This is a genomic window from Neobacillus dielmonensis, from assembly GCF_000612665.1.
GTDB lineage: Bacteria > Bacillota > Bacilli > Bacillales > Cytobacillaceae > Neobacillus > Neobacillus dielmonensis.
In genome coordinates, this window is record NZ_HG942029.1 from 37,667 (window position 1) to 51,083 (window position 13,417).

Below are 13,417 nucleotides of genomic sequence, written 5' to 3' on the forward strand. Positions count from 1 at the left end.
TCAAAGAATACTTCAAAGAATACTTCAAAGAAAGAATAATATGTCCTCCTCCTTTTCAATTTCCATCTATCCAGTATAAAAAATTTTTTAAAAATAACCTGTCCTTTTTCCGGTTTTATTAATAAATAACTGGTGAAGGGACGTAAACCAATCGGTGGGCTGCTCGTGGCTTACGACGGAGTCAGGTTCCTTTTCGTACATACAGTAAGGGAGAGATTCGGTTGAGTAGGTTATTAATCAATGAAAGTCCGGTTATGATTATTCCTAGTTTGGCAGCTAAGATTGGATTAAATGAGGCAGTGGTGTTGCAGCAAATTCATTATTGGCTTGGAATCAGCAAGCATCATATTGAGGGGAGAAGCTGGGTTTATAACACATATGAAGATTGGCAAAAGCAGCTGCCATTTTGGTCAGTGAGTACGATTAAGCGGACGATACGCTCGTTAGAAATGTTAGGATTGCTTCTTTCTGAAAATTATAATCGGATGAAAATGGATAAGACCAAATGGTACAGCATTGATTATGAAAAATTGCAGGAGTTTGAAGACCGCCTGCCCGAGGACCAATCTACTCCTATTGAGGAGATAGCACCAGAGGAAGATGAACAGAAGGTGCAGGATTCTGAAGTCCATTCTCCTGTGAAAACGGAGATTCCATACGCTGAAATCATTGGCTATTTAAATGAGAAGACGGGAAAAAACTTTAAACTAAGTTCGATTAAAACGAGGGAGCTGATTCATGCTAGATATCGAGAAGGTTTTTTGCTTGAGGATTTTAACCGAGTGATTGATAGAAAGTCAGCTGATTGGCAGTCTGATCCTGTCTGGAATAAGTTCCTGCGGCCGGAGACATTGTTTGGGACCAAATTTGAATCGTATCTCAATCAGCAGGAACCGAAGAAGAAACTGACTGAGGAGGACTTTAACCTTGATGACTAAGAAAGAGATTTATCAGTTAATGGTTCTCATTCAAGCCTATTATGAAAAGTTTCAATTTGATCAACAGAAGCTGGATGCCCGGCATACGGCCCTGCAAAGATATTCATATGATAAAGTGCATGAGAAGCTATTGGAATTTGTGATGAATTCGCCGCATGCGCCAAAGATAAGTGATTTGGTCTATAATCCTTCGGGTGGGCGCGACATCCCTCGTGGGTTCATACTCGATTTAACTGCAGGAGAAGAGTAATTGGGAGTATGCCGGTCCCTCTCATTCCCTGGCGATCTTGTACTATAGCTTTTTTCTATGAGTTTCCTTCGACAATAACTATTTCTAGACGATAAAAACCGAAGCCAAAAGAGATGAACACCCAAACTGGCAGTCACCTCTTTTTTATGTAAAATTTCATTTCGATAATCCTAAAATTAACTCTTTATAGATATCGAAGAACGCAAAGTAGTAATCTTTGTAGACATATTCATCTGTTTTGTGTGCCATTTTTGTTTCGCCTGGTCCAAACATCATGAATGGAAAGTTGGCATCTTTGCCTCGTAATAAGTTGGATGCGTCCGTCACCCCTGGTGAACCCTTCACAGAAATTTCTAAGCCTAGATGTTTTTTACCGAGTTCTTTAGCAAGATCAACCATTTCAGACTGTCCGGAAGTAAACACGCTTGGTAATGACATGGTCACTTCAACCTTAATATCAGAGCCTTCTTGATTGTATTTGTTCGCTGTTGTGTGGAATAAGTCGATCACTTCATTGTTATCAAATTCTGGAATCGTCCGCACGTTTATCTCGGCTGCTGCTTTTGCTGGAACGGAGTTGACTTGGTTCCCTGCATGAAAAATCGTTGTACTCATCACCAATTTACCGAGAACTTCATTTTTACGATCATCACCATTCAATTTTTCATCTATTTCTAATAGATATTTCATTAATGGATTTATCGCGTTATAACCTTGGTCAGGCATCGAACTGTGTGCTGCTTCACCAAGGGATGTTACACGCCAGTTCAGGGATCCTTTGTGAGAGTAAATGATTGTGTCATGAGAAGGTTCAGCTACCCATAGATAATCTACATCATCCATATAGCCTTCTTCGTATAATTTTTTAGAACCTGCACCACCGACTTCTTCACCAGTCGTTGCCATAAAACGGACAGTACCGTTTTTCAGTTCATGATTTTCTTTGAGCTCAATCATTACTAAAGCAAGGTTTACTAGCCCTGCTTTCATGTCATTGGTTCCACGTCCGTATAATTTTCCGTCTCTTTCTGTCAATGTGAACGGATCAGATGTCCACTCGCTTTCATCACCAGGAGATACGACATCCATATGACCCGAAACGCCAATGACCGGACTCCCGCTTCCAATTTCAGCCACTAAGTTCACACGAGTGTCGGTAACCGGAACAATTTTAGATTCAATCCCGTATTGGGCAAATAAATCTTTCAAGTAATTTGCCACTTCGATTTCGTTTTCATTAATAGATTTCATCGCTATAATATCAGATAAAATTCTGATCTTTTCTTCTTCTGTAAAAAGCTTCATGTTAATTTCCTCCAAAGTTCTATCTGTCTATCCTCAATGAGAATACAACTGTATTTTAAACAAAATAAGTTAGCCACATTAGCACTCACTGGAACAAGGGTCTGTTGATCATCTAAAGAACCGATAACAACGGAATAAATGTAATGAAACTAAATCAATCACATTATTAGCTGAATTACCAAAATGGCCATATCTATCATGAGTTGTTGCTGCTCCCCTTATACAGAATAAGTTTCTTGGCAGTTGGTCGTAAGGAGTCAAAAACCTTTTTAACATCGAAAAATGGATTTAATACATTGTTTTCTCCGGTTAATGCTTCACGCATCCGTAAACCATCTACATTAATACGAGCTTGCCGGAAGTAATCTGGACCTAATTGAGACCAGTAAGCCTTTGATGCGTCCACATTGGCATAGTAATTAAAGCCCTGGTTTTTCAAATAGTAATATTTATCATTGGAATACTGTTTCCAGTCTCCAATATCACTACCGAAAGCGAAAATAATCGTGTCTGTTGGTCCGACAATTGGTTCCACCTCTTTTTTCCATTTAGATGTATCTTTTTTTAAAAGATCCAAAGATACTTCCTTTGCATTAAGATGTCCCCAAGTATGAGAGGCAAACCTCCATCCCTCTTTTTTCAGAGCATTAGCTACTTTTTTCGCTTGCTGCTGATCCTTTTTGAAATTTGGATTAGGCTCATCACTATTTGGGCCATAGTCACTCTCTGAGGTTCGATATCCCAGTACTCCGTTATATCCGGTTAATGAAATGATTCCTTTAGCTCCCTTGTAAGAAAAATCCGGATGTTCTTTAACAAAGTCATCTATGATAGGAACTAGATCATAAGCTCCTTGTACGGCTTTCCCCTTCTCATTTACATAGGTACTTGTGACATTTCCATTGGCATCAAGTGTTAAGTTTTTGGCAAATCCATCATTTTTCATGTATTCATAATAGCTAACATCATCCTGCGACAATATCATTGGTTTTTTACCAGGCGGCAATTTAATGTCCTGGTAAACCATTTTCCCCTTTTTATCGAGTGTTGCAATGTCCTGAAGATTCAAAAGGACATATCCTCTCTCGTATAATTGATTGATAATTTTTTTAAATTCATTGATAGTCACCATGTTATCTTCATACCCATGAGCCATCTCATCTCCATCAAATGCTTTGGATGGATCAACAATTAATGAGTGAAAAAATAAATGAGAGATCTGGCTATTGTCTGGCCATGTCACAAGATTTTTCATTTGTTTTTCGTATGTATCAATGGCATTTTGAATGTCTACATCCATGGAAATATCTGATTTCTTTAATAGAGTTATAGATTTTTGGTAATCATATTGTTCAGCTGAAACCTTGGCCTGTGCTAACAGTTGCTCTTTTTGACTTTTCTCTTCTTGTATCTTGTTAGGCTTTGTTTTTTTGTCATGGTGTTCCTTTTGGCTAGAATGAGAATGTATTTTCGCTATAGTTGTTGTGGATGTATGATCGTGACAGCCAACCATAAAAGCTATTATTAGCAAAATTGGGATCAGGGTAAAACATTTCTTCATTAAATCTACTCCTAGTATTGTAGTGTTCCGTGTATATCGCATAATTCCTTATAAAATCTATAATGAAACAACTGGCATTTCCCCGCATTCAATCTATCTTAATCATATTTACTATCACTTTCATAACCTTGCTCCCTCGTAATACTAGAGGGGAATTTCCTCCTTTCTCCCATATTGATTACATGTGTAATATTTGACTAAACGCACAAGACTACACATGTAGTACTGAATGTGTATTTAATACTACATGCGTAATAAAAAGATGTCAATCTCACTTTGTATTTGAATGTCCTTTTGATCACGGTCAATGCCTAAAACCCGCTGATTAATGATATGCGTTGCACTGTGCGGCTGAGCATATCCATCACGGTAGGCATTTGGCACAATAACAGCAATAGCAATCTCGGGATCATTGAATGGGGTATAACCAACAAAAGATAGAAAAGGTATTAAATTGGTTTATTTGAATTAAACTTGTATTTTTCTAGGTAAAAAAGCGGTTGACAATATAATCCTACAAGTGTAGTCTATAACAAAGATTACACTTGTAGGATGGGTGAAGGAAGATGAAGAATATAAATTGCAAAATATCTGATGCAGAGTGGATCGTAATGAAGGTGTTATGGGAAGAAGCCCCATTAACGGCTTCAAAGATAATAGAGGCAGTAAGTTCTAATAAGAATTGGAGTCCGAAAACAATTCATTCATTAATAAGCAGACTAGTAAAAAAAGGGGCTTTAGGTGTGAATAAGGAGATGCCTCATTATGAGTATTATCCTTTGGTAGATAAAAGGGACTGTATACTGGATGAAACAAGGTCGTTTATTCAAAAGGTATACGATGGTTCTCTCCACCTTATGCTCGCTAATTTTATAAAGGATGAGAAGATTTCGGAAAAGGAAATAGAAGAACTGCAAAAATTGCTTGATAAAAAAATTGACGAGTAAAAGGCAGGTATTGAAGCATGGTTTTATCTGCAGTATTTAAAGAAGTCTTATTACTGTCACTTATGGGCAGTATTTTAGCATTAGGGATACTTGCCATTAAGGCTATTCTTAGACAAAGGCTAAGCGCAAAGCTTCATTATTATATTTGGTTTTTGCTTGTACTTAGGCTAATACTGCCAATAGGCATTCAAAGTCATATAAGCTTGCTGAATTTTATTCCAAATGAGCAGAAGAAACCTGATACTTATTTTATAGCAGAGCAATATGTCCCTAATATAATAAGCAGAACTATTAAAACCGGAAATACACCGTCTAAAGAAGATCACAAGGCCTTAGCTGATCCAGGTAGTAAAGGTGCTATTTTTAATTATGATACTGCAGCGGTGCTGTGGATCATAGGTGTTTCAGCAGCTTTACTGTATATTCTATGCGTCAATATCTTGATGCTGGCTAAATTGAAAAAGTGTTCAATCTGTGAAAGAGAAGACTTAATTGAAATTCTTGAAGTAGAAAAATCAAGGCTTAAAGTAAATTCAAAGGTGAAAATTATTTATAGTAATTACTCGAAATCGCCTGCAGTTTACGGGATGATACGTCCTAAAATTTTACTTCCAGAGGAGCTAATAGACAAATTAACCCCGGAAGAGTTTAGGTTTGTGTTCAGCCATGAATTAACTCATATTAAGAACAAGGATTTAGCGGTAAACACCTTACTTATGGTTGTTAAAGCGATATATTGGTTCAATCCCTTAATCTGGTATGCACTTAATCAGATAAAACAAGACTGTGAGATGGCTTGTGATGCGGGTGTGCTCAACACTTTAAAGACAGAAGAAGTTAAAAAATACGGTCAGACTATGATCAATATACTTAGATTATTCTCAGAAAAAAGGGACATTACTGGGACATTAGGATATGCAAGTAAATACAATAAAAAGAGAATTATTATGATTACACGTTTTAAGAAAAGTTCGGCAATTTGTGCAGTTTTAGCTGTGTTTTTTACAATTATGGTAGGCTGTTCAAGTACCATTAAACAAGATAGTTCATGGGTTATCGCAAATAAAAACAGCGGTACAAATAATTCTACTCCGTCAGTGGAAAAAACATCTCAAGATGAAGCAACACAAAGCAATACAACGCAAAATCATACAAGCCAAGCATCACAAAACAATACAACGCAAGACCATACAAGCCAAGCATCACAAAACAATACAACGCAGGATCATACAAGCCAAGCATCACAAAACAATACAACACAAGACCATATAAGCCAAGCATCACAAAGCAATCCAACACAAGATAATACAAGCCAAGCGTCAGCATCGAATAACCATTCCGCTGCTTCATCATCTGATGAGGGTATTCAGAGAAAGCTTCTTTCAAGTATCATGCAATTGGCAAAGCAGGGTAAAATCATCAATTCGGAGTTCCCTGTTAAAACCACTGTTATAGAAGACGTAGAGAAAAAGCTAGGAAATCCAGATAAAGTTGATTGGGTACCTAATGCTAACGGAAATTATGCCGTATTTTCAAAATACAATGTGGTATTTGGCTTCAACAAAGGGGAGCAGATTTTTGAGGCGAGATCTTTTGATACGGAATTAAATGAATTATCACTTTCTATGGTGAAGAAAGAATATGGAACTCCGGCTTATGATGTAAAAAGTAATGGTGAAGAAATTATAGGGTATGTAGTAAGTTCGGATTACAAGATTTTGTTAGTATTTCCTCAGCCTTCAAATAGCCAAAAGGACCCAGTAATGGACCACTATTCCGTACTTTACCCTAGGGGTACTGTTAATAATATGGCAAACTATCCGGGAAGACAATGGTGATAAATAGGAAACAAAAAAGTATCGACTATTGCTAACAAGTTCTGTTATATGGTGCAAACATTATAATTAACAACTTAAATAGAGGATGAAATCATTATGATTTCATCCTCTTGTATGATAAAGACTAAGTTAGAAAGGAGAATTGGAGTATGAAAAGACAAAGGAATTCTCGAAGTAAACTACTTATTTTTACGATTCTACTTTTAACATTTGCCTTAATCATTGGAGTTTATTATGCAATCAAAGAAAATGATAGCGAACAGACGCCAGCTAAAGAAAGTCCAATGATAACGAATCCTTCCGGTAAAAAAATAGTGGATCCGAACAAAGATCAGACCTCAAGTCTTGTGAAATTAGTAGAGGAAACATTTTCCTTGTCTAAGGTAGGTAAGGTTCCGAACATTTCCTTCGTTTCCGGCAAAACAGAATGGAAGGAAGTAAATCAAGAGTGGGGAAAATCAGACCATATTTCGGAAACGGCTAAAGGCAGGTATGAGGAATACGAAAGTCATCATGCTACAATCGGCTATGCCGATAATACTGTGAATGATATACGATCCTATGATTCAGAACTACAAAATATTTCATTAAATGAAATTAAGAAAACGGGTGGAGAACCCGATGATATTCGATACTTTAAAGATTCAACTCATGACCAAATGATCCTTGTCTATCATGCAACGACTTCTACTGATTTATTATGGGTGTTACCAATAAAAACTAAGCAGGAGCCAAATCCTAAAGTTGACCATATCTCACTCTATACACAGGTTAAAAAAACACCAAATCAAGAAGCACAAGTTGAAAAAGAGCTGAATCAACAAGGAAATCAAACCATTTCAGAAGTCATTTCTAAAATGAGTTTAGACGATAAAATTGGCCAGATGATTCTTGCTGGGATTTCCGGGACCACGATTGATGCAAACGCCAAAAAATTAATAAGCCAATTCCATGTCGGAGGAATTATTTTTTACAAAAACAATTTCGAAACCCCTGCACAAACTATCCAACTTGTGAATCAACTGAAATCTGGAAATAGTTCGAGTCTACCGCTTTTACTAAGTGTTGACCAAGAGGGTGGACGTGTGACAAGATTGCCGGGTGGACTTGTTAACTTTCCTCCAAATAAACAAATTGGACAGGTAAACAATCCCGAGTTTTCTTATAAAGTCGGAACACTTTTAGGGAAAGAATTAAAGGAATTTGGTTTAAATCTCGATTTTGCACCTGTTCTTGATATTAACAGCAATCCAAATAACCCAGTAATCGGAGATCGATCATTTGGAAACAATCCGGAAATAGTAAGTAAACTTGGGACTCAAACGATGAAAGGAATCCAGTCGCAAAACGTTATCCCTACCGTCAAGCATTTTCCTGGTCACGGAGATACATCGGTTGATTCCCATCTGGAACTCCCAATTGTCAATAAGAGCCTTGAAGAACTCAAAAAACTAGAGTTAATTCCGTTTGAACATGCAATTGATCATGGAGCTGATGTTGTGATGGTCGCCCATATCCTATTGCCTCAATTAGATAAAACGAATCCAGCGTCCATGTCAAAAGCTGTCATGACGGATCTTCTGAGAAAACAACTTCGTTTCAAGGGAGTAATCATAACGGATGATATGACAATGGGAGCTATCACAGAACATTTTGATATTGGAGAAGCGGCGGTGGAATCGGTAAAGGCAGGAAGCGATATTATTTTAGTCGGGCATGACTATAATAATGTGGTTAAGATTACCTCCTCTTTAACGACAGCTGTCCAAAATGGGGAAATTTCAGAACAAAGATTAAATGAAAGCATAGAAAGAATTATTCAACTAAAAAGGAAATATAGCATTAACGATATGAAAGTAGAAAATCCTAACATAAATGAAATAAATCACTCAATCAATAGTCTTCTGAATAATTATTTACATTAATTATTCATATTGGATTGTGGTTAACCTTATAATACGAACGGGTGCGTTGATCCAAGAAGGATTAATGCACTTTTTTTGTTGAAGTTATTAAACTAATGGAGCAGGTTACTTTAAGAAGAAGTTGTTTTTAAGTAGTAATAATTGGGGGAATGGTCTGTAAGCATTAAAGGCCCATTAGTTCAATAATAATTATTGCAGTTAACATCCATAAGCGTCTCTTTCTTCTCAACTAAGCGTTTTAATCAACAAGGATTTCGATAATAAGGTATCAAAATAGTTATTACATCGTACATAGAAAAAACCCACTCTTAGCTATTAGTAACGGGTTCTTTTCAGGGGGACAAAAGTTAAAAAAGTAATTAAAATCGCATAAATTTTAGCATCAAAAAAGCATCGGTTTTGGCACCGATGCTTTTAATTTAAACTGACAATTAGCATTAGAAACCGCATATTTTTCAACTCATTATGCCTTTTAACCGTCTATTTTGCCTGTTCAAGAAGAACCATATTAAGCCTAAAACAATAAACAAGGCAAAGAATAAAATCGGCAACTGGTAAACGCTCCAAACGCTCGGTCCATAATATTTTAATTGATGGTACTTTTCAACGGTCTTTTCGTAAGAGGATTTATATTCATACTGAACAATCCAGTGTTCATTTGCTTTTATAACTGTTCCTAAGTCATAGTCGCTCGGCACAATTTGTTCCTTGTTATTAACAACACCTTCATCACCAATTACGATGGCTGCCTTGTTATATGCTATCGGATAAACATTTGTGGGTTTGTCTCTAACAACTGCATTTTCTTTTAACCAATCTTCTGAGCCAGACACTGGAAATACTGCTAATAAATTAAGTTGTTTATTGTACTTTTTAAATATATCTTGTAATTGACTTTTTTCGTTTTCAGTAACTTTTTCTGAAGCATTGAGCACATCAAATGCTTCATTCATTATATCTCCTTTATCCTGTTCAACGGCTTCCAGGTGTTTGAATTCTTTATTGAATTCCTTTCCATCCGAAAATGAATTGATAAGAAAGAAAATGCCAAATACCAAAAAGATAAGTGCGAATGATAATACATAATTACTAAATCTTTTCTGGACTTTGAAGAATTCAGATAACCCTTGTATTATTTGATTTTTACCTCCAAAATTCTCGATTGCTATACGGATAGCTTCTTCTTCTGTTTTTCCCTTTGATTTTAACTCTTCAACGGCTTCAACTAAATGTGACCGCATTTCTTGCCTTAAATCCTCAATTTCTTGTTTATCCCCTGCAACATTTTTATAAATTGAATTTACATATTTATCAATTTGTTTCAAAGTTATCTCCCCCTTCTAAAAACGTATCAATAATTTTTTTGACAAATTCCCATTCTTTCCGTTTCTCTTCAAAACCCTCTTTGCCTAACAGCGTTAGTTTATAATATTTCCTTCTCCCGCCTGGTCCTTGTTCATCGCCCCAGTAAGAAGAAATCCATTTGTTGTTTTCCAATCTCTTTAATGACAGATAAAGCGTGCCTTCTTTTAATTCGAATTGTTCTTCGCTCTTTTCTCGTACTAACTTGGCTAATTCATATCCATACATATCCCTGTTATGTAGTAACGATAGAATTAATGTATCAATATGTCCTTTTAAAACCTCTTTATTAATTTCCATTTTTTCCACCTCCTATTTCACTTTAAATTATATTACTTAATAATGCAAGGTATTCCTTCAAAAAAATATCCCATCTATCACAAAATGTAAATGGGATACTTTTCAGTTACCTTAAATACAATATATCCTCTATTTTGAACTTCTTATCTGTAATACCTAAACGCTGTGCTGGGGTCAATTTTTGTTTATCATAAGACTTATATGGCAAACAGAAGTTGTAATAGGTTCTCAGAATGGTGGTAGCCATTTGTGCGTATTTGGGATTGAAATTGGAATAGATGTAGCTTTTTCCATCGCCTCTCGCGGTAGTAAGCGGACGTTCCAGAACCGACAATTTTCTCCGAATATGTTGGATAAAGAAGTTGGTGGCGTGGTCATTTACATTCAAAATTAATCTTGCCACTTCTTCGGGTTCTAACGAAGATAAGTCGGTTTCACAATCCACTTTCGTATATCCTCGGTCAATCGAAGCAAGAGGGTGAACAATTGGATTTTTATCTTTGACCGTGAAGCTGTGTGTCGGCAATATTATCTCCTTATGAAATTGATGACCACGATTTTTAAACAAATCAACCAAATAATGATAGGCAATCGTATAAGGATTACGGCTGTCAATCCCCATTGCTATTCCCCAATTATACAAATCGGTACTTGCCTCTCTATACTCCTGATACGCTTGTTTCCGTGATTTCTCACGGTTAGTAAGGCAAAGGAAGTGGTGAGCCGAAAATGACCTAAAATCCTCTGAAAACACCCGATAAATTGCTGAATGCAGGGAACTTTCGTTGTCAGTCACAAATCGCCAATTTTGAGCCTTTAACAGGTCTTTGATAAGCCAATAATGAGCCATCGTGGTGTAAGTGCTGTTTGTATGCAATCCTTCAATATAGTGGCTTCTGGTATCAAATTCATCGAGTTTTTTCTTGTATTCAGCCAGCGTTTGATTGTCATTTTCCGTTGGCTCCTGCGGGTAGGCACTTACCCGCAATCTTGCGTGTTTCCGAGCGAACAAATGAAGATGGTCTTCTTTATATAAAATAGTGTCCAGCATTATGTCCTCTAGTCGAACATCCCAATCGTAAGCAACATCCGCCCGAAATACATAGCGGGAAAACACATCGGCAGAAATGATGATATGAGTCGGAAATTGACTATCTTCCACATCATCATATCTTGCTCCGCCCATTCCTTTTTTTCGAACATTATTCAAATAATAAATCATTTTGTCGGTATTAATCCAAACCGTTCCGAACGATTTATTTTGAAGTGGCTTTTGTTCGTGCCGCTCTAAAAATTCCAAGCAACGGCGATAGACCCATTCCAGTTTGCTGTAATAGGTTTTGACCCCAATCTCCAATACATCAATGGCTCTTGATACAGCCATTTTATTGACAAGCAGCTTCGTGAACAATGGAAGGATGTCGTTTCGTTTTTGATTATATGTGGATGTTTGCCTCCTTGTCGGCATCATATCCGTTCTTTTCCCGCACTTTTTACACTGCCACCGTTGCGTTCCAGTTTTACTTTTTCCCCTTTTATAGAAGAGGGAGGGGTGTTCGAAAGGAGTTTCATCTGTATATTCACAGGACTCTTTATGAAATTCGTATACAGGTTCAATATCCCTAACGGAATTGATACGAACTAATCGTTCAATTTCCTGTGCCGCACTCCAATTTGAATAAGTTTTAGAAGTGCAACCGAAAGTCATACCCCTATTTGGATATATAGGGTCAGGATTGCACTGGATTGATTTCTTTTCAGATTGTCCTACGAGCTTGTACCGATATGGTTTATTTTTGACAGTGGTAAATCGGACTTGTGGCTGACCGAACCACTTACAAAAAGGGTCATCACAAAAGTTATATTGGATACTGTGCTCTTTTTCGTTTAAACGAAATGTAGCTGGAAGAAACAATGACTTGCTGTACTTTGTCGCAAATTTTTTATCCGATAAAACGGGATAATCTTTATTTCTCTGATTGATTTCATTCAATGAAAACGGACTATCAATTTCAACAATCGTATCCGAAATTGTAGCGAGTCGTTTTAATTTACTCAACTGGCTGTTCCTCCGTTCTGAGGTTCTTCCATCTCCAACAATTTCAACAGTTTCTTGTTATTCCGCTTCTTAATAGCCCAATCTCGGAACCGTTCATCTTCTTGAATTTGGTTTAAATAATACTCGACAACCTCATTTTCGGTGTAATCCGTGTATTCAGAATATGCCTTGACCAAATCTATTATCTTTTGCGGAACTTCCCAATCCGTCCTTTTTAAATTCTTTTCCTTTGGCACCATAAATCGCATAATAAAGCCTCCTTTACTTAGGAAAAATAGCACACTTTTTAGTATATATTTTAGCCAATAAAATCGCAGTTCATACCTATTGTACAATGGCTATTGTACAATGTCATTTGAATGCCATTTCCAGTACCATTTTTACTGATTTTTGTAATCCAATGGCTTTATATCAATAAAAAATGACCTATCAGATAATACTGATAGGTCAGCTATTTTATATACTATTAGGTTATTTTGTCCCCATCAAGAGAACCCGTTAAGCTATTAGAGTGGATTTTTTCTATTGCCTCTATTTTTCCGAGGTTTTATTCAGCTGATGTAAGAGGAAAGTGATTGTTTCGTTTATTTCATCCAATTCCTTTTTATTCATGCCAGTAGCATCGAATAAGGATTGTGGAACACACGATGCCTTTTCCTGTAGGGCTTTACCAGCTTGCGTTATAAAAAAGTTTACGACGCGTTCGTCCACTGTGTCACGGCGACGCTCGATGAGCCCGGCAGCTTCCATACGTTTGAGTAGGGGCGTCAGAGTACCTGTATCAAGATTAAGCACTTCACCCAGCTCTTTAATGGTTCTTTGTGGCTTCTCCCACAAGGTAACTAAGACTAGATACTGAGGATAAGTGAGCTGAAGTTCGTCTAGGTAAGGGCGATAAAGTCGTAAGATGGCCCTCTAATTGACCGCCTGCT

12 protein-coding genes are annotated in these 13,417 nt (G+C 36.9%); 5 read left to right on the top strand and 7 right to left on the bottom strand.

What is annotated here, in order from left to right; genetic code table 11:
* Positions 1–221 precede the first annotated feature (221 nt).
* A complete protein-coding gene (locus tag BN2425_RS02460) occupies positions 222–938 on the top strand; it encodes a conserved phage C-terminal domain-containing protein (RefSeq protein ID WP_042454643.1) in 717 nt (238 codons plus the stop codon).
* Complete coding sequence (locus BN2425_RS02465) at positions 931–1,188, top strand: hypothetical protein (protein ID WP_052352754.1); 258 nt, start codon at positions 931–933, stop codon at positions 1,186–1,188. The genes BN2425_RS02460 and BN2425_RS02465 overlap by 8 nt, the downstream gene beginning before the upstream one ends.
* Before the next feature lie 156 nt (positions 1,189–1,344).
* On the opposite strand, the gene BN2425_RS02470 is transcribed toward BN2425_RS02465, so the two are convergent.
* Both BN2425_RS02470 and BN2425_RS02475 read right to left on the bottom strand, forming a co-directional pair.
* A complete protein-coding gene (locus BN2425_RS02470; RefSeq protein ID WP_042454645.1) occupies positions 1,345–2,493 on the bottom strand; it encodes an ArgE/DapE family deacylase in 1,149 nt (382 codons plus the stop codon).
* A gap of 196 nt (positions 2,494–2,689) precedes the next feature.
* The gene (locus tag BN2425_RS02475; protein WP_042454647.1) at positions 2,690–4,054 is read right to left on the bottom strand and encodes a polysaccharide deacetylase family protein; all 1,365 of its coding nucleotides are present in this window, start codon (positions 4,052–4,054) and stop codon (positions 2,690–2,692) included.
* A 566-nt stretch (positions 4,055–4,620) separates the two neighbouring features.
* On the opposite strand from BN2425_RS02475, the gene BN2425_RS02485 reads away from it, so the two are divergent.
* The 3 genes from BN2425_RS02485 (at position 4,621) to nagZ (ending at position 8,764) form a co-directional block, all read left to right on the top strand.
* A complete protein-coding gene (locus BN2425_RS02485) occupies positions 4,621–5,001 on the top strand; it encodes a BlaI/MecI/CopY family transcriptional regulator (protein WP_042454649.1) in 381 nt (126 codons plus the stop codon).
* 17 nt (positions 5,002–5,018) lie between these two features.
* On the top strand, positions 5,019–6,839 hold the full coding sequence (locus BN2425_RS02490; protein WP_042454651.1) for a M56 family metallopeptidase: 1,821 nt from the start codon (positions 5,019–5,021) through the stop codon (positions 6,837–6,839).
* A 149-nt stretch (positions 6,840–6,988) separates the two neighbouring features.
* A complete protein-coding gene (gene nagZ / locus BN2425_RS02495) occupies positions 6,989–8,764 on the top strand; it encodes a beta-N-acetylhexosaminidase (protein ID WP_042454653.1) in 1,776 nt (591 codons plus the stop codon).
* Between the two features lie 455 nt (positions 8,765–9,219).
* Here nagZ and BN2425_RS02500 read toward each other — a convergent pair whose 3' ends face one another.
* The 5 genes from BN2425_RS02500 to BN2425_RS02520 all read right to left on the bottom strand — a co-directional run bounded on the left by BN2425_RS02500 (position 9,220) and on the right by BN2425_RS02520 (position 13,394).
* Positions 9,220–10,089, bottom strand: a complete 870-nt coding sequence (locus tag BN2425_RS02500) for a permease prefix domain 1-containing protein (protein ID WP_052352755.1) — start codon at positions 10,087–10,089, stop codon at positions 9,220–9,222.
* A complete protein-coding gene (locus BN2425_RS02505; protein ID WP_042454655.1) occupies positions 10,076–10,426 on the bottom strand; it encodes a PadR family transcriptional regulator in 351 nt (116 codons plus the stop codon). The genes BN2425_RS02500 and BN2425_RS02505 overlap by 14 nt, the downstream gene beginning before the upstream one ends.
* 106 nt (positions 10,427–10,532) lie before the next feature.
* Positions 10,533–12,485 carry an alkaline phosphatase family protein gene (locus tag BN2425_RS02510; protein ID WP_042454657.1) on the bottom strand — a complete coding sequence of 651 codons (1,953 nt, stop codon included), beginning with the start codon at positions 12,483–12,485 and terminating at the stop codon, positions 10,533–10,535.
* On the bottom strand, positions 12,482–12,733 hold the full coding sequence (locus BN2425_RS02515; protein ID WP_042454659.1) for a hypothetical protein: 252 nt from the start codon (positions 12,731–12,733) through the stop codon (positions 12,482–12,484). The genes BN2425_RS02510 and BN2425_RS02515 overlap by 4 nt, the downstream gene beginning before the upstream one ends.
* A gap of 283 nt (positions 12,734–13,016) precedes the next feature.
* Positions 13,017–13,394 carry a MarR family winged helix-turn-helix transcriptional regulator gene (locus BN2425_RS02520; RefSeq protein WP_042454662.1) on the bottom strand — a complete coding sequence of 126 codons (378 nt, stop codon included), beginning with the start codon at positions 13,392–13,394 and terminating at the stop codon, positions 13,017–13,019.
* Positions 13,395–13,417: the final 23 nt, after the last annotated feature.